Raw genomic sequence first — 25,575 nt, forward strand, 5'->3', positions numbered from 1 at the left:
TTAACTCAACACCTGTGAGTGTCCACACAGATTTCTTGTTTTATCTTGTTAAAGAGCAACTCAACCTCGTAAGAGAAGGTGAGTACCACACTGAGCGCCGAACGCTTCCAGTTGGTTAGGGCTGCGTATTCTACGCATTTCCCGTTTCGCGTCAAGGAGTTTTTGCAAACTTTCTCAACACTCATCAATCAGTAAACTCATCGATGAACCGTCACATCAGGCTGCTTAACGCTGTCAGCCGTGTCAGTGGATGCGCATTATAGGCAGCAGGAGATTTTGTGCAACCCCTATTTTCAGGAAATTTGCAGTTAATTCTAATTATCTAATCTAGCCACACCATACCCACCACTTACCCCCAAAGTTATCCACAATCCAGTCAAGACTACGCCTTTGTTTCGCATTATGTATAGCCAAAAGCCATCAGATGATTTGTTAGTAGTTATAAAAATAGAAGACTTTCGTCTTTTAAAATGAAGATTAAACGAGGCTAAGCGTGAGATTGACCTACGGATCGGCTTAAATGGATTTGTTTTAATGGCGACAACGCGTGACCATTAGTAAGTAGCGAGTTTGTGATGTAAGAACTAAAGCATGACTATGATAGGGTTCATTGGTGCATATAGATGTAGAAATAAAACAAACCCACAAAAAAGCCAGCTTACGCTGGCTTTTTACATCAAGTTACCTTAACGGCAATCGATTACACAGCTGTCTGGAAGATCACTTCCGATGCTTTTTTTGTGTAAGACTCGATTTGATCAAAGTTCAAGTAACGGTATGTGTCAGCTGCAGTTGCGTCTAACTCTTTAGCGTATTCTTGATATTCTTCAGGTGACGGCAGACGACCTAACAGTGCAGCAACCGCAGCCAGCTCAGCAGAGGCTAAGTAAACGTTAGCACCTGTACCTAAACGGTTAGGGAAGTTACGGGTAGAAGTCGATACCACAGTTGAACCTTCAGCTACACGTGCTTGGTTACCCATACACAGTGAACAACCTGGGATCTCGATGCGCGCGCCTACACGACCAAAAATCGCGTAGTAGCCTTCTTCAGTCAGCTGATCTCTATCCATCTTAGTCGGTGGTGCAATCCACAGACGTGTTGGCAGGGTTTTAGCAAACTTGTCTAGCATCTTACCGGTTGCGCGGAAGTGACCGATGTTGGTCATACAAGAACCTACGAACACTTCATCAATCTTAGTTTGCGCAACAGATGACAGTAAAACGGCATCATCAGGATCGTTTGGCGCACACAGGATTGGCTCTTTGATGTCATTTAAGTCGATTTCGATTACTGCAGCGTACTCAGCATCTTTATCAGCACTCATCAGCTCAGGATTGGCTAACCACTCTTGCATGCCTTTGATGCGACGTTCAATCGTACGACGATCGCCATAACCTTCAGCGATCATCCACTTGAGCATGATGATGTTTGAGTTCAGGTATTCAATGATAGGTTCTTTGTCTAACTTGATGGTACAACCGGCAGCAGAGCGCTCAGCTGAAGCATCAGACAATTCGAAAGCTTGTTCAACTTTCAAGGTTTCAAGACCTTCGATTTCCAGTACGCGACCAGAGAAGATGTTTACTTTACCTTTCTTCTCAACGGTCAGCATGCCCAGTTCAATGGCTTTTAATGGGATAGCATGAACCAGATCACGCAGTGTGATACCCGGTTGCATTTTGCCCTTGAAGCGCACTAATACGGATTCAGGCATGTCGAGTGGCATAACGCCAGTCGCAGCAGCAAACGCTACTAAGCCAGAACCCGCTGGGAATGAAATACCAATTGGGAAACGCGTATGTGAGTCACCACCCGTACCAACTGTATCTGGTAGCAGCATACGGTTTAACCACGAGTGGATAACACCGTCACCTGGACGCAGTGATACACCGCCGCGATTCATGATGAAATCTGGCAGAGTATGATGTGTGTTCACATCAACTGGCTTTGGATAAGCCGCAGTGTGACAAAATGACTGCATAGTCAAATCAGCACTGAAACCTAAACAAGCTAAATCTTTCAGCTCATCACGGGTCATAGGACCAGTGGTATCTTGTGAACCGACAGACGTCATCTTAGGTTCGCAGTATTGACCAGGACGCACACCCGCTACGCCACAAGCTTTACCGACCATCTTCTGCGCAAGCGTATAACCTTTACCGGTATCAGCGACATCTTGAGAACGTACAAAGACGTCAGATAACCCTAAGCCTAATACGTCACGGGCTTTGTCAGTTAAACCACGACCGATGATCAATGGAATACGACCACCAGCACGAACTTCGTCTAACAAGACTTCAGTTTTTAAGCTGAATTCTGAAATCACTTCGTCGCTATCGTGACGCTTAACCACACCGGCGTATGGGTAGATGTCAATCACATCGCCCATTTCCATCTTGTTTACGTCAAGCTCGATTGGCAGTGCGCCCGCATCTTCCATAGTGTTGAAGAAAATCGGTGCAATTTTACCGCCAAGGCAGAAACCGCCAGCGCGCTTGTTAGGTACGAATGGAATATCATCGCCCATAAACCACAGTACTGAGTTAGTCGCAGATTTACGTGATGAACCCGTACCCACAACGTCACCCACATATACTAATGGATGACCTTGTGCTTTTAATGCTTCAATTTTTTTCACTGGGCCAACGGCGCCAGCAACATCAGGCTCGATACCATCACGGGCGTTTTTCAGCATAGCTAACGCGTGCAATGGGATATCAGGACGTGACCATGCATCTGGTGCAGGTGACAAGTCATCGGTATTGGTTTCACCAGAAACTTTAAATACTGTCAGAGTGACTTTGTCGGCCAGTTTTGGACGGCTTAAATACCAATCTGCATTCGCCCACGCTTCAACCACTTGCTTAGCAAACTCATTGCCCGCTTCCATCTTCTCAACCACATCGTGGAAAGAATCAAACATCAGCAGAGTGTGAGATAACGCTTTAACGGCTAAAGGTGCTAACGCTGGATTATCCAGCTGCGCGATCAGAGGTTCGATGTTGTAGCCGCCTTGCATTGTGCCTAATAACTCAGTAGCACGCTCAGCAGACAGAATCGGTGATTTTTCAGTGCCTTTGGCAACCGCATCTAAAAAAGCAGCCTTAACATAAGCGGCTTCATCAACACCTGGGGGAATTCGATTTTCAAGCAGGTCGAGAACGAAAGCCTCTTCACCTGCGGGTGGGTTTTGAATTAACTTAACCAGTTCAGCCACTTGATGTGCATCTAATGGCTTAGGGACTACGCCCTCTGCAGCACGTTCTGCGACGTGTTTACGATATGCTTCTAGCACGGCAACATTCCTCTTTGTTTGGCGCTCTAACAACGAAACTGCACGTCTTCTTAATTGAAGCTGACAGTCCGACATGATCGACCCGTATTTCCGGCCTGCAGTATACTACAGCTTTGCAAAAGTATGAATCAGGTCACACTCGGCAAAAAGCGAAATAAGGACTAAATCCGGCGGCGAATGCCAACTTACGGGAAGATTAAAACAAGTGAAATTAGACAATAGTTTGAAAACAGACAAAAAACCATACACTACAAATAGTTAACAATGTTTCATTAATTTTAAATCGAACAAGCAATTTTCCGCGTCAGAGAGCAAATAGGTATAAATTTTTCTCATCTTGCGGCATTTTGGCTTTTAAGATGCAGTGCGAGAACTTACACTCAGGCTTAATTTACTGCATATCTCAGTTATTTCCTTAGTCCACCGGAGTACCAATGACATCCCTTAGCATTCAAGCCGTTATTTTTGATATGGATGGCGTTTTAATCGATTCAGAACCCCTATGGCAGCGAGTCGAGTATGAAGTGTTATCCGCACTCGGCGTGCCAGTGACGATAGAAACGATTCAACAAACCACGGGCTTACGCATCGATCAATGCGTCGATTATTGGTACCACAAGGCACCTTGGCCACACTATGATAATGCCAAGGTCAGCCAAACGATTGTTGATAAAGTTGCAAATGAAATTCTGGTTAGCGGCGAAGCTATGCTGGGCGTCCACGAAGCGATTGATCACTGCCAAGCGCTTGGCCTTAAAATCGGCTTAGCGACCTCGTCGTTCTACACTATTATTGAGGCAGTTCTTTCTAAGCTAGGACTCAGTGATAAATTTATGGCAGTACAATCGGCCGAGGGACTCGCCTATGGCAAACCCCACCCAGAAGTTTATTTGAATTGCGCTAAGGCGTTAGATGTTGATCCCCGTTGTTGTCTTGCCATCGAAGATTCCTTTAACGGCTTAATTGCCGCAAGAGCAGCCAACATGCAAACGGTCGCGATCCCTGCGCCAGAACAAAGAGGCGATGCTAAGTGGATTATCGCCCATCATCAGGCCGAGAGTTTGTTGGCATTAACAACAATTTTGGCAAAATAACGTCACAACACACCGAGTTTCTGCAGGGCGGATAAGCTTAGTCTTTGCCCTACGGATAAATGACAGAATGGTGTATGCACCAGAAGGAATTCAATGTGAAGTACCAGTCCTTAATACTGCCCATGGCCTTAATGCTCATGTCCACCTGTTTACCCGCTAGCGCAGGTGAAACCATGCACTGTAAACAACAAGTGATCAATACGGGCGATACTTTAACGACTGTGCAGGATAAATGCGGCTCGCCCAGTGATATTCGAGAATACAGTCTGCCCGCGACTTATCTCAACGCTAACGGAGACAGGGTGATCGATCCCAGCAAGTTGCCAACTGAGTATCAAGAATGGACCTATGACTTTGGACCAACACGCTTAATGCGTCGCCTGTATGCCACTGATAATAAAGTCACAAAAATTGAATCCTTAGGTTATGGACATTAATCGGCAGCATCATTGATTATTGTCATCAATAAAAAAGCCAGACATTGTCTGGCTTTTTTATTTCAATCTGCTGAATTTATTACCAAATTTTCACACGTTCATCTGGTGTTAAATACATTTTATCGCCTTCTTTCATATCGAAGGCCTTATAGAAGGCTTCCACGTTACGTGGCGTACCCATGGCACGATAATGGCTTGGTGAATGCGGATCTGTCAGCAAACGACGGCTCAGCTCTTCATCACGGTAATTACGGCGCCATACTTGCGACCAACCCACAAAGAAGCGTTGCTCGCCCGTTAAACCATCGAGCACTGGCGCTGGTTTGCCGTTAAGGCTCATCAAATACGAACGTGCCGCTACGGTTAAACCACCTAAGTCGCCGATGTTTTCCCCTAAGGTCAAATCACCATTAACAAACTTGCCGGGCATTGCCTCATAACCTGAGTATTGGGCAGACAACTGCTTACCGCGCTTTTGGAACTCTTCTCTGTCTTTATCTGACCACCAATCACGTAGGTTGCCATCACCATCGTATTTAGCGCCTTGGTCATCAAAACCATGGCTAATTTCATGGCCGATCACAGCACCTATACCACCGTAGTTAACGGCATCATCGGCATCCATATTAAAGAATGGCGGTTGCAGAATCGCAGCAGGGAACACAATTTCGTTTTTCACTGGGCTGTAGTAAGCATTCACCGTTTGTGGTGTCATGCCCCATTCGGTACGATCAATTGGCTTGCCTAGCTTGTTGATCATGTCTTGATATTCAAACTGAGCGTAACGCATGTAGTTACCCACTAACTCGTCAGCCTTGATATCTAAACCTGAGTAATCTTTCCATTTATCTGGATAGCCAATTTTGTAGGTAAATTTAGCCAGTTTTTCTTGGGCGGCGACTTTGGTTTCTGGCGTCATCCACTCAAGTTCATTAATGCTGACTTCAAAACCTTTGATCAAGTTTTTGATCATGGTTTCCATGCGCGCTTTAGCTTCTGGCTTGAAGTATTGCTTAACGTACTCTTCACCCACTAACTCACCAATCACTTGGTCGGCGCCATCAACCGCTTTTTTCCAGCGTGGCTGCTGCTCTTCGATACCCATTAAGGTTTTGCTCTTAAAGGCGAAGTTCAAATCAACAAAGTTTTTACTCAGTAACTCGGCGTAGCTATCCACTAAGTGGAACGCCAGATAATCCTGCCAAGCCGATACTGGGAATGTCTCGAAACTGGCGCCGAGTTTTTCAAAATAAGAGGGCTGACGCACGATCACTTCAGTCACTTTATCGCCTAAGCCAGCACTCGCAGCAAAGGCATTAAAATCGAATTGACCGGTTAACTTTTGCAGTTCAGCACGATCTAACTTGTTGTATGCCTTGTTGGCATCACGGGATTCGACTCGGCTCCACTGACTTTTGGCGATCATCATTTCGATGTCGGCGACGTTTTTAGCCGCGCGTTTAGCGTCCTTGTAACCCGCTTCGGTCAGTATTTCTGTCACATACTTGGCCATGGCTTGGCGATTAGCGGCAAACTTAGGATCATCTTTTAGGTAATAATCGCGGTCAGGCAACGTAAGGCCCGACTGGCTTAAATACACCGCATACTGAGTTGAGTTTTTAGCGTCATTATTGACGTAAAAACCAAAAGGAATACCAGAACCCGTCGTCAGTAATTTGCCCATAACAGCGGGTAAGTCAGCGTGCGTTTTTGCGGCTGCGATATCAGCCAGCAAAGGGTTTAGTGGTGTAACACCTAAGGTTTCAAGTAAATCGGTATTCATGAAACTGGCATTGAAATCACCGATTTTCTGCTCATTCGAGCCTGCGGCAGGATTCTTTTTAGCGGCCGCTTCGTCGATAATTTTCTTCAATGCATCTTGGCTTTGGTCGTACAACACAGAAAACGCGCCATAGTTAGATTTGTCAGCAGGAATAGGCGTATTTGCCAACCATTTTCCGTTAACGCTGTAATAGAAATCATCTTGATGGCGAACTGAGGCATCAAAGTTTTGCAATTCAATGCCAGACACCGCGACGGCTTCAGTTTTAGGCTCAGTACTACAAGCCGCTAAACCTAAACTCAAGGCGATACCCAGTGCCAGTGTGCTTATCTTCTTCATTGTTTTCCCCAGCTTCCGTTGAGAGTTATTATTTTTCCTGCAAAACCTTAGCATCTTGGCACGCCTCACAGTAGTAAGATTTTGTAAAAGGATATGACACTTTAGCGACACTCTTAGCTATTTCGGCAAGGTAACTTCCATAGGGATGACGCTTATAGTTTTTCCATCGACCAAAAAGTAAGGGCACAACCTCAGTCATGCCCTTAAGTTCTTTACACAAATCTCAAACTAGAAGTTTTTACCCACAAATAAATAGAAAGACTTATCGCCAAGATCTGTGATCCCAAAACCAAGTGCCGCGGGTCCCATGGAAGTATCTGTACCGATATAAAGACTCGATGCATAAATCAGATCGGTCAGGGTGACGTCAGTACGCTCGTCCCAGACATTTCCCGCCTCTAAGCTCCAACCTAGGTATAGAGGATAATCTGTCATACCTAGGGCATCACGCCCGAGATCATATTGATAAATAAAGGCGCCAAACACTTTATGTGCGCCCATAATTGAGTCTTTATGGTAACCAGATAGGTTTAAGAATCCTCCCAGCTCAGATAAATGCAGCGTATTGACACCATCATTATTGTTAGTAGCAATCGATGCCTTACCAACAAAAGCGTGGTTACCGACACTCAAGGCACCTTTCCAGTCGGCCTCTATTTGCACGCTAAATTGGTTTTGATTATCGTCGATACTGTCATTGAAATCTTCATTACGCACGTAGACGTTCAAGGTTACGCGATTACCTGATGTTGGAAAGCTAATGCTATCTAAGCTATCGTAACCGAACCTAAAGTAAGCACCATAGGAACTAAAATCTAAGTCCTGCGTTAACCAAACATCATTGACTATCGACCCCTTCTCTGCGACTAAGCCTAACTCAATCATCCCTTGTAAGGTGTAGTTATAACCTATGCCTAATTCAATCGTATGGGTTTTCTTGTCGAAGGTTAAGATACGACTGTTATTATCGTATAAGTCCCAATCACGGGTATCGTATTGATAGCGGGCACGGCTAAAGAACTGTTGGTCCCTGTCTAAAGGCTGATAAAACTCAGTTGCAAACAACTTTTCAATGCCGAGTTTGACCTCATTGCGCCACTCGCCACCATTAAAGGTCAAATCGGTCATGGTATAAGCCATATCAAAACTGATGGCAGATTCTGAATTAAAGTCATCCTCCCAATTAAAGCCCAGTTGGAAATAATTCGGCCCCCAAGACTTAGCCTTAGTAGTGACAGTGAGTATGCGGCCATCCTCACCTTCTACAAATTCAGCATCGACACGTTCAAATTTATTGAGGGAGTAAATACGCTTTAACGCCTCATTAAGCTCGTCTTTAGATACAGCTTGCCCAGGTTTAATATCCAAGGTTTCCGTCAAGAGATTCAAACTCACCTTAGATTGGTTTTCAAATACGATTTCATTAATGGGATGACGTACATCCGCCATTAATAATTTACCTTTGGCTTTTTTAGCCTCGACGTAGGCGGCATATTCCTCAGGGCTCACGCTCATACTGCTCAACTTATAAAGCTGACCATTAGCGGCTTCTTTTCCAAGGGTTAATGCCAGCGGCATAATAGTGAAATCAGTGGTGCTGAGGGCGTCAATCGCGGGTCGAATCAATACATCTTTATCTGTCAGCAGCTCCTTTTGCTTGGCGGTGCTGGCATTGGTCAGGAAATTAGACAGTTGATCCAGTACCGCAATGGTACTGTCTAATTTATCTTTTTTGACCAGAGGCGAGCCAATATCGACGGCGATAATAATATCAGCTCCCATGGCCTTAACCACATCGACGGGCATGTTATTGGCAATACCACCATCGACCAATAACTTGCCTTCAATTTGTGCGGGCTGAAGTGCACCAGGTACAGTTGCAGACGCTTGCATAGCTTTAACCATACTGCCATGACTAATCACCACAGGTAAGCTAGTTTCTAAGTCGGTTGCAACCGCTCGGTAGGGAATGGCTAAATCATCAAAATGACCAAATTGCTGTACCAGATCTGTCGACTGACGTAAAAGTTGTGACATAGTCTGTCCACGTAGCAGACCACTTGGCGCCCTCACTTGGCCTTCGTTATAGCCAATGTTTAACGGAATATTGTAACGGTCGCGTAACTGTTTATCCCTGTAGCTCAAAATATTGCGCGGTATGGTGTCCGAGTAGCCACTGTCCCAGTTGACCCCCATCATGATAGCTTCCACTTCACTCGCACTGTAACCCAGTGAATACATGCCAGCGACATAGGCACCTATGCTGGTGCCCGCGATGTAATCAACGGGGATGTTATGTTCTTCTAATATTTTGAGCACGCCCACATGAGCGGCGCCTTTAGCACCACCACCACTGAGTACGACACCAATTTTAAGGCGCTCTGCAGCCAAAGACGGGGTAACACACAAACACAAAATAATAGAAGCGAGTAGTTGACGCATCATGTGAGGCTACTTTTTATGGGATAAAAATCCGAGTTATATTAACAAACTTATCGATTTAACCGTCAGTCATATTTTATCTGGACCGACTAGTGATAAGTTTGTGTACTCTTTATACAAACAGATGAAGTTTAATTGAATAAACCGCTAAACAAAATATCCATCATCACTGAAGACGATAACGTTTACATCTCAAGCTCACTGGCTTATATCGTGCAGACGATTGCCCATCAGCGGTACAAATATTAAGTATTCGCGAGCCAATAATAGACTATGTTTCTAGCTTAATGATCAATAGAGACGATTTTGTTATCTGTCTCTAAATAGCGCTCAAAATCATCAACGCACATAGGTTTAGCAAAATAATACCCTTGAATAATATAACAGCCACGGCTAAATACTTGCTCTAACTGCTCAACCGTCTCAATCCCTTCAGCAACCACATTTAATTTAAGGTTACGGGCTAATTCAATAATACTGCTCACAATCGCCTGATCTGCGGTATTAGTGGCGATATCAATCAAAAAGGAGCGATCAATTTTTAGAGTATTGACCTCAAAATTACGCAAATAAGCCAGTGAAGAATACCCAGTACCAAAGTCATCGATGGCAACCTCGATCCCCAAAGATTTCAATCGAGTCAGATGGTCTTTAGCGACATGCAACTCCTTCATCAATACGCCTTCGGTGATTTCTAATCCTAAAGATGCTGTTGGCATTTGGGTTTCTTGTAAAATTCTTTGGATATCTTCAATAAAATCTGGCTGCCTAAAATGCACCGCCGAAATATTAACCGACAACTTAAAGCCCGAGCCATAGCGCTTAGTCCAATTGGCCCCCTGCACACAGGCTTGTCTTAATACCCAACGGTCAATATCAACAATTAAACCGCAAGCCTCAGCAACTTTAATGAAAATATCGGGGCGAATAAATCCGTCTTGCGGATGTTTCCAGCGAATTAATGCCTCCATGCCTATGAGCTTATCGTTACGTAAAATATCAATTTGCGGCTGGTAATAAAGCTCGAACTCTTGCCGCTCTATAGCTTTGCGTAAATCGGCTTCAAGCCGTAAATGATAGAGGGCTTGAGCATTACGCTCCGAGGAATAATATTGGAAATTCCCTCGCCCTTCTTCTTTGGCATGGTACATAGCAAGATCGGCATTCTTGATAAAAGCCTCTGGCTGCACCGCATCGTCGGGCCAAATACTGATGCCTATGCTGGTCGAAATATAAAATTCCCGACCATATAACTTAAAAGGCGCGACAATTTGCTCCAACAGGCGCTCGGCGACATGGTTAATATCGTCAATGCTGTTTGCATTGCGGAGTAAAATCACAAATTCATCGCCACCAAATCGACAGAGTAAATGCTCGCTGGAAATACAAGATTGCAGTCGGCTTGATGCTTCGACCAACAGAGCATCGCCCATGCTATGACCATAGGAATCATTAACATGCTTAAATCTATCGAGATCTAAAAACAGTAGCGCCAGTTTCTCACCTGTTTGTTGCGCAGCTTGAATCGACTGTAATAGACGGCTAGAAAATAAGGAGCGATTTGGCAACCCAGTAAGCACATCGTAATTAGCCAAACGGCGTAAATCGGCTTCAGTACGTTTACGCTCAGTGATATCCGAGAATACCACCACATAGTGGGTTACTTTCCCGTTAATGCTTTGCATCACCGACACGTTTAGCCACACAGGACAGAGTTGCTGATTGGCACGGATTAACTCCCGCTCTCCGGTCCAAGACTGACTATCACGGAGAAGTTGCTTAATCTCCGATGCTAATCCGTCATTCATCTGTACGAATTGTGCAAATGGTTGCCCAACTAAGTCGTCAGAATCTATACCAATAATTTGTTGCGCAGCGTAATTCGCAACGCGAATACCGCCTTCGACATCTAAAATCAACACACCTTCAGAGGTATTGCCAAACGCTTTCGCCAATAAATTAATTTCATCTTCTAGCTGGCGTTGCACAGTAATATCGCTATAAATACCCGCGACCCGTTCAATTTCATTTGAGTGCTTATTGCGAGCAACTGGCCGCCCTCTAACCCTCAGCCATCCCCAATTACCGTCCTTACGCTGATAGCGATATTCGGCCTCGAATCGGTCAATCTCACCCGCCATCATGTTATCCCACTGAGTGAGAGCTTTCTCCCTATCCTGCGGATGCACAGGCAAATCCTCTAAGCTCACCACAATCTCATTGGCATGCGTACCAAGCACCGAACCGCGATTATCAAGGTGAAATGCCTGAGTATTTTTATGCCACTCCCAGAGATCTGAGTCACTGCCGCGCAAAGACTGCCTTAACCTGTCCTCACTCTCCGTTAATGCCAGATTCATCTGCTTAAATGTATTGATCTGTCGTTGTCGATACCAAGCAAGACTTAAAGCAATAATAGAAAATAACAGCAGCAAAATACCTTTAAAACCTTGGGATAACCACCAATGCTGCTCAACATAAAAAGGATAAGAGAACGGCTTATCTGACCATATCCCATTAACTTGACTCAAAATATCTAACACATAGCCACCCGCAGCTAATCCTGCGAGGTTGATCTGAGATTCCCCCTGCAACAAGACGTAATGGCTATCTTCATCCTGATAACGTAATCGGTATTTAAATTGAATTGGCGAATCATCGAGATAATCTAAGTTAGTGATTTGAAAACTCACCATATTCGCATCGGGTTTGATGGTCATCAGGTTACGCGGCAACAAGGATACTTCTGTCGTGTTGTTATAGTACACAGAGACAGATTCAAGCATCACATGGTCATCGGTTATACGATTGACCAGCCTATTGACATCGAGTCGCATCACACCTTCAGGTGTTCCTAAGTAAAAGCCTGTTTTTGGCGAATAAAAATAAGCGCCCTCGTTCATTTCATCGGAAATCAAACCATCGAGTTGATTAAACATGGCGATATTGCCCGTTTGAATATCCTGACGAATCAAAGAATCAGCACAACCCACAAGATTTGACTTAGGGGTCTTTTGAATAAAAAACACTGAACTACAATTTAATTGCCATTCGGAAGTCAGTGAAACTAACGATTCCGCCTGCTGATGATATTCAAACAAACCTTTTTCATAGGAACCAAACCAGATAATTCCCGGGGACATTTCTTCAATATGGCTAATCGTTGGTTGCGCCGCAAAAGCATTAAATAAGTGCCGTTGATCATGAAACTCGTTTTGACTGTCTATGTAACCAAAGACTTTTTTACCGCCAACCCAAAGACGACCGTCAGAGGTACGATAAATTGTGCGGATCACTGGCCGCTTGGGGCCATCAAATTCGTTAGATGACTTATCAATATCAAATGGCTGGGGCTCATAGAGTCCCATTTCCCAAAAATAGAGTCCCGTGGTAGTCGCAATCCAGACGCGTCCTTTCAGTTTGGGATCCCGATAAGTTTTATATATGAGCTTATTTTTAAAGTCATCCTGACCGTGAGTCCATTTAGAAAAACTGCTTCCTTGCAAGGTCTCTTTATCAATAACAAAAAGACCACTGGTTGTTGAGATCAGTAAATAATGGTCCTCAAACTCACTAATATCATAAATACTTTCGTGGGGATTAAACCCCTCAATCGGAATGTTAACCGCTTTTTTACTGCCCTTAGCAACAAAATCTAAACTAGAAGAACCGAGCCAAACCCCTTCATCACTGGCATGTACAGACCAAGTCATAGCATCGCTCAGCTGATAGGGTTCATCTGCCGCATAAGTATCAAGAATGAAATCAGGCGGTGACGCTAACAATGCCAATCCATCACCAGAGCCTCCAACCCACATCAAACCTGCATCATCAAACAACATGGCTTTCAGCGTTTCCATGTTAGCCTCAGCCTTCAACTCTTGCTGATAATTCTCAATCAACCGCGTCTCAGGCGACCATTTTAACAAGCCAATACGACTGGCAAACCACAAATACCCTTTAGCATCTTCAATGATCGCTGTGCTCCAATCGGGTAATTCCGGCACAGGTGTAATTTGATGAGCGATTTGATCTAATTGATAAACGCCACGCCCTGTCGCAATCCAGATCCTATGTTGAGTATCCTCCAACATATCGAGAATGCTGCCCATAGATTCGGTCCAAGGGTATTGGAACAGCCGTTCGCCCTTGTTATCGAGGAGCTCTAGTTGCAACTGCCCCGCAACCAACATGTGTCCATTGGGCATAAGTAATAACTTGCGCCAAGGAAGGTCGCGATTAACAGCTAATTGAGTGATAAGGCGAAGTTCAGACTTTGAAGGGGAAAACTCATAGATCTGACCATTATCAATTAATAATCGCCATGTTTTGCTATTCTTGCGGGCTGCCGATATCAGCGCACCACCTGGAAACTGCGGGAATAGATAGGGAGAACCAAACGCGGTAAATTGATTTTGTACTATATCGTAAAGGTAAATCGCGGCATTGGTGCTGACCAATAACTTGTCTCGGTCGATGTTTACCACTGTCGTTAAAAAGTCATCCGCAAGCCGTGATTCCGTGCCAATTTTATCAATGCGCCGCACCTTAGAATTACTGACTCGATACAAGCCCTGCTCAGTCGCTGCCCATACAAAACCATAGTCATCTAAGGCTAAACCTCGGATGCTGGTGACAGCTAAACCGTCTCTATCGGTAAAAACACGCTGCACAAAGCCGCCCGCCCAAGCCGAATGGACGCTAATCAGTGAAAGGATGAAACATGTCAGAATTGTTCTAATTATTTTTGTTTGCATGTGACAACTTACCGCATACCATAACTGTACTGTAGCAGCTCAATCCCTTCAATTCATCCGCTTGTTTACATAAAAGTTACAAAAAAATACAGGCAATAAAAAAGCGCTCAAATGAGCGCTTTTTTAATCGACAGCTAAATTACTTTTTCTTTGCCTTTGGGTTTGGCAAATCAGTAATAGAACCTTCGTACATTTCAGCCGCTAAGCCTACTGATTCGTGCAGTGTTGGATGAGCGTGAATGGTTAATGCTAAATCTTCAGCATCACAACCCATTTCAATCGCTAGACCGATTTCGCCTAACAGCTCGCCGCCGTTAACACCCACAATAGCACCACCGATCACGCGGTGAGTGTCTTTGTCGAAAATCAGCTTAGTCATACCTTCAGAACAATCTGACGCAATCGCACGACCACTTGCAGCCCATGGGAAAGTTGCGGTTTCGTAAGCAATACCTTGCTCTTTCGCTTCTTTCTCAGTCAGACCAACCCAAGCGACTTCAGGGTCAGTGTAAGCAATAGATGGGATGACTTTTGGATCGAAATAGTGCTTCATGCCAGCGATAACTTCAGCCGCTACATGGCCTTCGTGCACGCCTTTGTGAGCCAACATAGGTTGACCAACGATGTCACCAATTGCATAGATGTGCGGTACGTTAGTACGTAGTTGCTTATCAACCTTGATAAAGCCACGCTCATCAACGTTAACACCTGCTTTTTCAGCATCTAACGACTTGCCATTAGGTGCACGGCCAATAGCCACTAATACGGCATCGTAACGAACGGCTTCAGTTGGCGCGCTCTTACCTTCCATAGAAACATAGATACCGTCTTCACGGGCTTCGACCGCTGTGACTTTAGTTTCAAGGATCAGGTTGAATTTCTTCTTGATTTGCTTAGTAAATACGCGAACCACATCTTTATCAGCCGCAGGGATCACTTGGTCGAACATCTCAACCACGTCGATTTGGCTGCCTAAAGAAGCGTACACAGTACCCATTTCTAGACCGATAATACCGCCGCCCATCACTAACAACTTGCCTGGAACTTCTTTCAGTTCTAATGCGTCAGTCGAATCCCAAATACGTGGATCTTCATGCGGAATAAATGGCAGTTTGATTGGACGAGAACCCGCAGCAATGATCGCTTGCTCGAAAGTCACTTTAGTCACAGTGCCATCTTCAGCAGTCACTTCTAGCGTGTTAGGGCCAGTGAATTTACCAAAACCGTTAACCACGTTAACTTTACGCATTTTGGACATGCCGCCCAAGCCGCCAGTTAATTGGCCAATGACTTTTTCTTTAAAGCCACGTAACTTATCTAAATCGATAGTTGGCTCGCCGAAGACCACACCGTGAGCGGCAACCGCTTTGGCTTCTTCGATAACTTTAGCAACGTGCAGTAAGGCTTTAGATGGGATACAACCCACGTTAAGACACACGCCACCTAAAGTGCTAAAACGTTCAACTATGATGGTTTCCAGACCTAAGTCAGCAGCACGGAAAGCCGCAGAATAACCTGCAGGACCTGCACCTAATACCACTACCTGAGTTTTGATTTCGTTACTCATGTTTTCCTCTAATTCTCATTCAATCCGTTGGAGGAGCTATCCTGCCAACCGAAAATGCGCCAGCGCGTAAGGTGGGCGCATTTTAACCTGTGTTTGATACTGATCACAATAAACAAAAGGCTGCTCAAGATGAGCAGCCTTTTATGCTTACAGAACCAAAGTACGAATATCGGACAGAATTCCTGACAGCGTCACACTAAAACGTGCAGCCATGGCACCATCGATCACGCGGTGATCGTATGACAGTGACAGCGGCAACATCAATTTAGGCTCGAACTCTTTACCATTCCACTTAGGCTTAATTTCAGATTTAGACACACCTAAAATCGCCACGTCTGGGTAGTTCACGATAGGCGTAAACGCCGTACCGCCAATACCACCTAAACTTGAAATGGTGAAACAGCTACCTTGCATATCAGCAGATTTCAGCTTGCCATCACGGGCACGGATAGAGATATCAGCCAGTTCACGAGATAACTCGATAATGCCTTTCTTATCCACGTCACGCACGACAGGCACAACCAAACCGTTTGGCGTATCAACCGCCACACCGATGTGGAAATACTTCTTCTGGATCAGTGATTCGCCATCAGAGCTTAAGCTCGAGTTGAACACAGGGAACTGTTGCAACGTTTTAGCCACAGCTTTCAGCATAAACACTAAAGGCGTGATCTTGTAATCGGCTTTTTTCTTCGCCGCTACATCGTTTTGCTGCTTGCGGAACTCTTCCATTTCAGTGATATCAGCTTCATCGAACTGAGTCACGTGAGGGATAGTCACCCAGTTACGGTGTAAGTTAGGACCAGAAATCTTCTGGATACGGCTTAATGGAATCTCTTCCACTTCACCAAACTTACTGAAATCAACTTTAGGAGCTGCAATCACTTGCAGACCACCGCCGTTACCTGAACCAACAGAAGTTGCCGCAGTCGCTTTAGGACGCGACAGTTCGTATTTCACATACGCCTGAACGTCTTCTTTCATGATGCGACCTTTACGGCCAGAACCTGTCACTTGGGTCAAGTCGACACCAAACTCACGGGCTAAACGGCGTACTGCAGGAGACGCATGTACCGCACCGGTAGACACAGGTGTACCTGCGCTTGGGTGATGGGGTACTGGTGGACGGCTTGCAGGTGCAGCAACGGGCGCCGCGCTCACTGGAGCAGGAGCCGCCGCTTGTGCAGCAGGTGCTGGAGCACTTGCTGTTGCAACAGAAGTCGTCTCAATCGTCGCAATGACGCTACCTTGAGAAACCTTGTCACCCACTTTAACAGTCAAAGACAGCAGTTTACCGGCGAATGGCGCAGGCACTTCCATGGTGGCTTTGTCAGTTTCAAGCGTAATCAAACCTTGGTCGGCAGTGATTTCATCACCGACAGACACGAGCACTTCGATCACATCGACATTGCTGGCATCGCCAATATCCGGCACTTGAATTTCTTTTACCGCAACCACACTTGCCGCTGGTGCAGCAGGTGCTGCGGCCACTGGCGCTACCGTAGTGGCAGGAGCCGCTTGGGCAGCAACAGTTGGCGCGGCTGCAGGTGCAGCGCCGCCCACTTCAAGCATGATGACTAAAGAGCCTTGCGACACTTTATCGCCAACCGCAACTTTAACGTCTTTAACCACACCCGCGAAAGGTGATGGCACGTCCATCGTCGCTTTGTCTGTTTCTAGGGTAATTAAACCGCTATCAACTTCAATCTTGTCACCGACAGCAACCAGGACTTCGATAACCGATACATCAGTGTCGCCACCGATATCTGGTACTGTCACTTCAACCACTTTGGTTGCGCCCGTCGCAGGAGCAGCCACAGGGGCAGGAGCCGCTTGAACTGGTGCAGATGCTGGTGCCGCCTGAGCGGGTGCTGCAACTGGAGCCGGAGCGGCTGCTGCCGCCGCTTGCATCATAGCAATCAAAGTACCTTCAGATACTTTATCGCCCACAGCCACTTTCAATTCGGCTAAAACACCGGCGAAAGGCGCTGGAATATCCATAGTCGCCTTGTCGCTTTCGACGGTAAGAATCGATTCTTCTGCAGCTAAGGTATCACCCACAGCCACACAAATTTCGATCACTTGCACTTCATCGCCGCCTATATCAGGAACAAAAACTTCTTTTAATTCAGCCATTTTCATTGCCTCTTACGCGTACTGTGGATTGATCTTGTCAGCGTCGATACCATATTCTTTAATGGCTTTTGCTAACACATCGACAGGCAGCTCTTTGCGATCAACCAGTGATTTCAGTGCCGCAATAACGATGAACTTAGCGTCCACTTCGAAGTGGTGACGCAGATTCTCGCGGCTGTCTGAACGACCGAAACCGTCAGTACCTAACACTTTGTAATCGGTAGGAATATAAGCACGTAACTGTTCGCCGTAAATCTTCATATAGTCAGTCGCGACGATTGCAGGTGCATCACTTGAAATCACTTGGCTGATATAGGCTTGTTTTGGCGTTTCGGTTGGGTGCAGCATGTTCCAACGCTCAGCGGCTTGACCATCACGAGTCAATTCGTTAAAGCTGGTCACACTGAATACGTCGGCAGTAATACCAAAGTCTTTCGCCAGTGCTTGCGCCGCTTTACGAGTTTGTTCAAGGATAGTGCCACAGCTCATTAACTGAACTTTGCCTTTACCTGAACCCGCAACCGTTTCTAACTTGTAGATACCTTTCACTATGCCAACTTCCGCACCTTCTGGCATGGCTGGTTGCTCATAGTTTTCGTTCATTGTGGTCAAGTAATAGAAGATATCTTCTTGATTTTCGCCGTACATACGACGGATACCATCTTGTACCACAACGGCGATTTCGTAGCCGTAGGTTGGATCGTAAGTAATACAGTTAGGGATAGTGTTCGCCAATACGTGGCTGTGACCGTCTTGATGCTGTAAACCTTCGCCGTTAAGCGTTGTACGACCTGAAGTGCCACCGACTAAGAAACCACGAGCACGCATATCACCCGCAGCCCAAGCCATGTCGCCAATACGTTGGAAACCGAACATTGAGTAGTAGATGTAGAACGGGATCATAGGTGTATCGTTGACTGAGTAGCTCGTCGCTGCTGATACCCATGAAGACATAGCGCCGAGTTCGTTAATCCCTTCTTGCAATACTTGGCCGGTTTTATCTTCACGGTAGTAAGCAACTTGGTCAGAATCCTGCGGAATATATTTTTGGCCTTCGTGAGCATAAATACCCACTTGACGGAACAAACCTTCCATACCGAAAGTACGAGCTTCGTCAGGAATAATTGGCACAATATTTTTGCCAATTTTCTTGTCTTTCAGCAGAGCTGTCAGAACACGAACGAATGCCATAGTCGATGAAATTTCACGGCCGTTAGAGCCCTGTAAAATCGAATCGAAAATCTTCAGTGACGGCACTTCCATCTCTTCAGTGAACTTTTGACGACGTTGTGGCACGCTACCATGCAGCGCTTCACGACGGCTCATCATGTACTTCACTTCTTCAGAATCTGGACCTGGGTGATAGAAAGGCAGATCTTCTAACTGGTCATCTGGGATCGGAATATTGAAACGATCGCGGAAGTAACGGATAGACTCGATACCCATTTTCTTCACGTTGTGAGCGATGTTTTTACCTTCACCCGCATCACCTAAACCGTAACCTTTTACAGTCTTGGCTAAAATCACCGTTGGGCGACCTTTGGTTTTTTGTGCGTGATCTAAGGCAGCGTACACTTTCACAGGATCATGACCGCCACGGTTTAAGCGCCAAATGTCATCATCTGACATGTTAGCAACCATTTCGGCCGTTTCAGGATACTTACCAAAGAAGTGTTCGCGAGTATAAGCGCCACCTTTGGCTTTACAGTTTTGGTATTCACCGTCAACGGTTTCTTCCATTAACTGCAGTAACTTACCGCTAGTGTCACGGGCCAATAATGGATCCCAGTAACGACCCCAAATCACTTTGACCACTTCCCAGCCTGCGCCGCGGAATTCGCCTTCAAGTTCTTGGATGATCTTACCGTTACCACGTACAGGGCCATCAAGACGCTGTAAGTTACAGTTAACGATGAAGACTAAGTTATCTAATTCTTCACGGGCCGCTAAACCAATCGCACCTAAGGCTTCTGGCTCATCACACTCACCGTCACCTAAGAAACAGTAAACAGTTTGTGCTGAACAATCTTTCAGACCACGGTCAGTCAGATATTTCAGGAAACGCGCCTGATAAATCGCTTGGATAGGACCTAAGCCCATAGAAACTGTTGGGAATTGCCAGTAATCCGGCATCAGTTTTGGATGTGGGTATGAAGACAGACCCTTGCCATCAACTTCTTGACGGAAGTTAGCCAGTTGGTCTTCGCTTAAACGACCTTCTAAGAATGAACGCGCATAAATACCAGGGGCAATATGACCTTGGAAATACACTAAATCGCCACCGTCTTTTTCATTAGGTGCGCGGAAGAAGTGATTAAAACATACGTCATAAATAGTCGCGCTTGAGGCGAAGCTTGAAATATGGCCGCCTAATTCTAAATCTTTCTTAGAACCACGAAGCACCATAGCTAAAGCGTTCCAACGGATGATGGCGCGAATGCGACGTTCCATCTCTTGGTTGCCAGGCATGTGCGGCTCTTGACCCGCAGGGATAGTGTTCAGGTAAGCCGTTGTGGCGTTATAAGGCAAGTGAGTGCCATTACGACGCGCTTTATCGATCAGCTTTTCTAATAAAAAATGCGCGCGCTCTGGGCCTTCCTGTTCCAACACGGCTTGCAGGGCATCAACCCATTCCTGAGTCTCTAACGGATCTACGTCTTGTAGCATATCTTCAGACATGACACTGTCCTTCTCTATATACATGATAATGAATGGTGTTTGCGGCATATTCCGATTTAGCAGGCAGCTAAATCACAGAACTTAAGCGCCACTCTTTAAACGGCGCAAGCTTCGCTGCAACCGGCTATCTTCTTCCCGCACAGATAACATCACCTCTTCGATGTAACTTAAGTGTTCATTCGAGGCTTCTCTGGCGGCGTCGGGATCACGACGAACGATGGCAGCGAGCAAGGCCCGTCTGTGATCGTTAGCCATAGTAGAAGCTTCTTCGCGGCGGCTTAAAAGCTCCAGGTTTTGCGCCACATTTTGATGCAGCACAGGGGTTAAACTAAGAACGAGGTGTAACATAGCCACGTTATGTGACGCTTCCGCCACAGCACGATAAAAACGCACAATCGCAGCAGCTTTTTGTTCGATATCGGTGGCGGCTTCCACCTCGAGGATCATACGCTTGATATTTTGCATATCGGCGTCGGTACCACGCAGGGCCGCAAAATAGGCCATCATGCCTTCGGTGGCATGGCGGAACTCCAGTAAGTCGTACTGACTCTCTGGATCTGAATTCATCAGTTCAACAATAGGATCGGCAAGGGTCTGCCAGAGTTGTTCTTTGACATAAGTACCACCGCCTTGGCGGCGCATTAACAGTCCTTTTGCCTCAAGCTTTTGAATAGCTTCACGCAAAGAAGGTCGAGACACTTCAAACTGGATCGCCAGTTCGCGTTCAGGCGGTAACTTCTGACCAGGCTGTAAACTACCCTCTAAGATCATTTGCTCTAATTGCGCCATGATCACGTCAGAAATTTTTGGCTGATTAATTTTACTATAGGCCATCAGGCGCTCAGCTCCGTTGTAAATTGGTCTTACCAATTTTTTTGAGTGAGCGCACTTTATCAAATCAGCGTTTTGATGTCCAGATTGAAGATCACTCCTTAAAAGCGATCTCGATCAAAAGCACCCACGAAGAGAGAGCATAGCGGAAAAAAATGTTTATGGGGTCAGACCATTTGACAAAAGCACGGACTGCGCCCCACTAGGCGCAGCCAAAAGCGCAGCGGATAGATTCTAGGATCTAGATTCTAGATTCTAGACTAGAAGGAGCACAGCGACACCGCAGCAGCGAAGCGTTCTCGATTCTCGCTGCAAAGCATCCTTCTTTTAACTCACCAATCCAAAAATGGTCAGTAATGAAAGTATTGCAACAATAAGTGTAAAGTTACGTTTACTGAGCACTAATAATGCTAAGGTTGATTGTACACATATAGGTGCACTTGCGACCTCAGGTAAAGGTTGTGCCGCTAATGCTGTTTCAGCCACCACAGTGCGAGCGCTCACATTTAAGGTCAACCCATTACGGCGCCACGCCGCTAAACCTTCACTAAATTGACCACTTAAGGCATAACCAAAGGCGAAAATTCGGCTCGGTAACCAATCCAGTAGCCTAATCACTTCATTGACTAAAGGTAGCTCTAGGGATTTACGGGCATTCTCTTCGGCATAAAAACGTACCGTGCAATACAGTACCGCACCGACTGGACCTAAAAAAATGAAAAACAGCGCCACGGCACCATAATAACGATAGTTAATCCAAGCAACACTTTGACCCACTTTGGCACCAAGGTCTTTCTCGGATACAGCATCCAAACATTCGCTACAATCGAGTTCGGCGGCATAATGGTAACAAGCTTGGACGTCTGAGCGACAAGCCGCTTGCATATATTTTTTGAAAATATCACGCTGCTTCTGATGGTTAAAACAAACCACTGCCACAACAATCCATAGGGCTAAACTTAATAAGCCCCAAAACATTCCCGCCACTAACCAAGATAAAACATATACCAACAAGGCTGGTAGCACTAACGCCAACGCCATCATCACGCTTGTCAGTGATGCTTTATCACCAAAAAATGTTGTCTGATAGGATTGCAGTAAACGATCAAATTGCCATGATGAAGGAAGAAATTTAAGTCGCTCCACTAAAATGGCGACCAAGAGTGAAAATAATGCCATGGGCTGTACCTCTATAATTTGTCCATAAATAGTCTAGGTTTATATGGAATACGTCTAAAATCCAAAAAGTTAAGTGATTAACTAAGAGCGCAACGCCTAAGTATATTCCTTTAACTTGCCTAAATATCCTTCCCAATCAAAACTTTGCCCGGGGTCCGTTTTCCGCATTGGCGCAATATCACAATGACCCACAATCCGTTCAATACTCAGCAATGGATATTCTACCAGTAGGGCTTGTGTTAACTCGATAAGTGACTGATATTGCTCAGGAGTGTAAGGCTCAGTATCTGTGCCTTCCAGTTCAATACCAATGGAAAAATCATTACAATTATCTCTCTCGCCATAACGAGACACCCCAGCATGCCAAGCCCTGTCATTACAGCTTACATATTGGACACGCTCGCCATGGCGGCGGATCAAAAAGTGCGCCGACACTTGCAAGCCCTGCAACGGTGCAAAGCTGGAATCGACATTAGTATCTAAACACCCTTGAAATAATTGATCAATGTAAGGTAATCCAAAGCAGCCTGCGGGCAGACTAATATTGTGGATCACTAACAAACTCACTTCATTCAAGGGACGTTGATTAAAATGTGGCGACTCACAACGCCTCGCACTATCACACCAACCCGAATCAAACCGCATTATGAGCTTATCCTCTATGCCACATATACCGCCTTACTCTAACAGTATTCCTCCAAGCAAAGAAGAAACCCTGCGCACGGAACTTACTGACTGAGCTATCTTTTAACATTGAGATCATGGAGCAAACCATCCACTCTCAATTTAAATAAGGCTGCAGCTTACTCCTTTTGCTCAATCTTCCAACCTGTTTCGTGAGACCTAAGGCCGTGGTAATCTTAACCTAAAATGCAAGTAGGCCGTAATGCAAGGACTCCGCTTATGTTAGAAAACGATATCCGCCAATCAGTAAAATCTGCCCTCAGTGAAGACTTAGGTGGCACCGAAATCAACGATCAAACCAAAGCCATCGCTTATGGCGACATCACAGCAATGTTGATCCCCGCCGATAAGTACGCTGAAGCCACTTTAATCACCCGTGAAGAAGGCGTTTTTTGTGGTAAAGCATGGGCAGAGCAGGTTTTTAACCAACTCGGTGGTGAAGTCGCACTGCATTGGCATGTGGATGATGGCGATCTAGTATTACCCAACCAGCTATTATGTGAATTATCAGGTCCTGCGCGCGCTATTCTCACTGGCGAACGCACGGCAATGAACTTTATCCAAACACTTTCTGGCGTAGCTACCTTAACCAAACATTATGTCGATAAACTGGCGGGGACTCACACTCGTTTGTTGGATACTCGCAAGACAATTCCAGGCCTACGCACGGCACAAAAATATGCCGTCACCTGCGGTGGCGGAAAAAACCATCGTATTGGTTTATATGATGCTTTTTTGATTAAAGAAAACCACATTATGGCCTGTGGCGGTATTCGACAAGCCGTAGATACCGCCCGCAGCTTGTACCCGAATAAACCCGTTGAAGTCGAAGTGGAGTCACTCGAAGAGCTCGCCTTAGCACTCGACTCTGGCACAGATATCATAATGTTAGATAACTTCGACATCACTAAGATGGTCGAAGCGGTTGAAATGAACAATCAATATAAAGCTAAAGGCGCCAGCGCTAAGCTCGAAGTCTCTGGCAATGTAACCTTAGATACCTTAGCCGAATTTGCCAAAACAGGGGTGGACTATATCTCAGTTGGCGCACTCACTAAGCATGTTCGCGCCTTAGATTTATCACTCAGATTAAAAGCTTAAAACCGCTAGATGTTAAATGGCAGTGGAATGTTCTCGCAAAGTACCGTAAGCACATTCCACTCATAAAATATTAAGGCGAAGTGCATTTGTTTTGTAGGGCTCCTGCAAACCAAATGCAAAATCACGCCTGCACTATCATACTCAGCATTCACCCTCACGAAGCACCCAACCCGCCACCATTTCATGTCACCAATTTGACGACATAGAGAGACACGCCAGCTAAACTGATATTGTCAAAAAGTTGTTACAACCTAACATGTCGATAAGTTAGCCTTTTATACAAAAACAACACTTTATTAGTACTTTATACTTAATTTTTGTTTCCTTTTACCTAACTTTGTACTAACTTTTACCAAGGCGAGATGGCCGTTTGGTCAACCTCACCTAAGGTCAGCACTGGGATTCTTTTTAAAATTGCCTAGTTCACGTTTTTTGAGAGGCATATTTTTGAAAACGTTAGCCTAAGGTGCGGTTGCCGAAACAATTTATTCAAACAAGCGCTAACCCAGCATTAACTTAGTGCTAATTTAGCAAAGCTAGCTTGGATAAATCAGCATGAGTCATTACACATGGGTCATTCAAGATCATCGGTGTACTGTTAATGTTACATAGATCATATAAATGATTTTATTGACATAAATGAGTTATAAAGTTTGATGAGATAAAACAATTTATAGAGTAAAACAGCAGTTAGGTTAAACACTCTATTCAACCACAGTAAGTCACTAAATAGTTAGCTGGAGAGAAAAATGAAGGCCATGAATTTAAAGAAACAAACTCAGGGTTTTACTCTGATCGAACTGATGATCGTAGTCGCCATTATTGGTATTTTGGCAGCAATTGCACTGCCAGCTTATAAGGATTACGTAACGACAGCCCAAGGCAGTGCATCGATGAAAGGTATAACTGCTTTTGCTCAAAAAATTCAAACTTGTATTCAAACAAATATAGGTTGTTCTGAAATTGTTACCGAAGTAAATAGTAATCCTAAATTTACTGATCTAGCTGCTGGTGCTGTAGCAGAAAACACAGCTGTAACACTTGTATGGACTGAAAGTAAGTGCGTATTAACAGCCACGTTTACAGGCACTGGTGGTGTAACATATGCTATCACCGATGGAGCTGCCTCTGGAGATGATTCAGCCTTGTGTGCTAAAGGTGCGGGATTATAAGACAATCTTAAATTAAAAAATTCTCACAATGAAAGAGGCTATACATTTTAGTCTCTTTCATCTCTATTTCTATTTA

General features: G+C 45.2%; 14 protein-coding genes. 4 read left to right on the forward strand and 10 right to left on the reverse strand.

Features of this window, described 5'->3' with window-relative positions; all coding sequences use genetic code 11:
• Nucleotides 1–700 precede the first annotated feature (700 nt).
• Complete coding sequence (acnB, locus tag HGO26_RS13635; protein WP_168825809.1) at nucleotides 701–3,298, reverse strand: bifunctional aconitate hydratase 2/2-methylisocitrate dehydratase; 2,598 nt, start codon at nucleotides 3,296–3,298, stop codon at nucleotides 701–703.
• Nucleotides 3,299–3,732: 434 nt separating this feature from the next.
• On the opposite strand from acnB, the gene hxpB reads away from it, so the two are divergent.
• Nucleotides 3,733–4,392 (forward strand): hexitol phosphatase HxpB, encoded by a 660-nt coding sequence (hxpB, locus tag HGO26_RS13640; RefSeq protein WP_168825811.1) that lies wholly within the window; start codon nucleotides 3,733–3,735, stop codon nucleotides 4,390–4,392.
• Nucleotides 4,393–4,487: 95 nt separating this feature from the next.
• Nucleotides 4,488–4,829 carry a DUF2845 domain-containing protein gene (locus tag HGO26_RS13645; protein ID WP_131523423.1) on the forward strand — a complete coding sequence of 114 codons (342 nt, stop codon included), beginning with the start codon at nucleotides 4,488–4,490 and terminating at the stop codon, nucleotides 4,827–4,829.
• Between the two features lie 79 nt (nucleotides 4,830–4,908).
• Here HGO26_RS13645 and HGO26_RS13650 read toward each other — a convergent pair whose 3' ends face one another.
• The 9 genes from HGO26_RS13650 to ampD all read right to left on the reverse strand — a co-directional run bounded on the left by HGO26_RS13650 (nucleotide 4,909) and on the right by ampD (nucleotide 23,187).
• Nucleotides 4,909–6,951 carry a M13 family metallopeptidase gene (locus tag HGO26_RS13650; RefSeq protein WP_168825813.1) on the reverse strand — a complete coding sequence of 681 codons (2,043 nt, stop codon included), beginning with the start codon at nucleotides 6,949–6,951 and terminating at the stop codon, nucleotides 4,909–4,911.
• A 228-nt stretch (nucleotides 6,952–7,179) separates the two neighbouring features.
• Nucleotides 7,180–9,396 carry a patatin-like phospholipase family protein gene (locus HGO26_RS13655; protein WP_168825815.1) on the reverse strand — a complete coding sequence of 739 codons (2,217 nt, stop codon included), beginning with the start codon at nucleotides 9,394–9,396 and terminating at the stop codon, nucleotides 7,180–7,182.
• A gap of 281 nt (nucleotides 9,397–9,677) precedes the next feature.
• A complete protein-coding gene (locus HGO26_RS13660) occupies nucleotides 9,678–14,150 on the reverse strand; it encodes an EAL domain-containing protein (RefSeq protein WP_168825817.1) in 4,473 nt (1,490 codons plus the stop codon).
• A 139-nt stretch (nucleotides 14,151–14,289) separates the two neighbouring features.
• Nucleotides 14,290–15,717, reverse strand: coding sequence for a dihydrolipoyl dehydrogenase (gene lpdA / locus HGO26_RS13665; protein ID WP_105250398.1), 1,428 nt, complete (start codon nucleotides 15,715–15,717; stop codon nucleotides 14,290–14,292).
• 147 nt (nucleotides 15,718–15,864) lie between these two features.
• Complete coding sequence (gene aceF / locus HGO26_RS13670; protein ID WP_168825819.1) at nucleotides 15,865–17,853, reverse strand: dihydrolipoyllysine-residue acetyltransferase; 1,989 nt, start codon at nucleotides 17,851–17,853, stop codon at nucleotides 15,865–15,867.
• 12 nt (nucleotides 17,854–17,865) lie between these two features.
• Nucleotides 17,866–20,532 (reverse strand): pyruvate dehydrogenase (acetyl-transferring), homodimeric type, encoded by a 2,667-nt coding sequence (gene aceE / locus HGO26_RS13675; protein ID WP_105250400.1) that lies wholly within the window; start codon nucleotides 20,530–20,532, stop codon nucleotides 17,866–17,868.
• Nucleotides 20,533–20,613: 81 nt separating this feature from the next.
• Nucleotides 20,614–21,366: a pyruvate dehydrogenase complex transcriptional repressor PdhR gene (gene pdhR / locus HGO26_RS13680; RefSeq protein ID WP_105250401.1), complete on the reverse strand. Its 753-nt coding sequence runs from the start codon at nucleotides 21,364–21,366 to the stop codon at nucleotides 20,614–20,616.
• Between the two features lie 324 nt (nucleotides 21,367–21,690).
• Entirely contained in the window at nucleotides 21,691–22,542 is an 852-nt protein-coding gene (gene ampE, locus HGO26_RS13685; protein ID WP_168825821.1) for a beta-lactamase regulator AmpE, read from the reverse strand.
• A gap of 96 nt (nucleotides 22,543–22,638) precedes the next feature.
• The gene (ampD, locus tag HGO26_RS13690; RefSeq protein WP_168825823.1) at nucleotides 22,639–23,187 is read right to left on the reverse strand and encodes a 1,6-anhydro-N-acetylmuramyl-L-alanine amidase AmpD; all 549 of its coding nucleotides are present in this window, start codon (nucleotides 23,185–23,187) and stop codon (nucleotides 22,639–22,641) included.
• Between the two features lie 258 nt (nucleotides 23,188–23,445).
• Between ampD and nadC the strand changes: the two genes are divergently transcribed.
• Nucleotides 23,446–24,327, forward strand: a complete 882-nt coding sequence (nadC, locus tag HGO26_RS13695; RefSeq protein ID WP_168825825.1) for a carboxylating nicotinate-nucleotide diphosphorylase — start codon at nucleotides 23,446–23,448, stop codon at nucleotides 24,325–24,327.
• Between the two features lie 749 nt (nucleotides 24,328–25,076).
• Nucleotides 25,077–25,499 (forward strand): prepilin-type N-terminal cleavage/methylation domain-containing protein, encoded by a 423-nt coding sequence (locus HGO26_RS13700; RefSeq protein WP_168825827.1) that lies wholly within the window; start codon nucleotides 25,077–25,079, stop codon nucleotides 25,497–25,499.
• Nucleotides 25,500–25,575 lie beyond the last annotated feature (76 nt).

It is taken from the genome of Shewanella oncorhynchi, assembly GCF_012584455.1.
Taxonomy (GTDB): Bacteria; Pseudomonadota; Gammaproteobacteria; order Enterobacterales; family Shewanellaceae; genus Shewanella; species Shewanella oncorhynchi.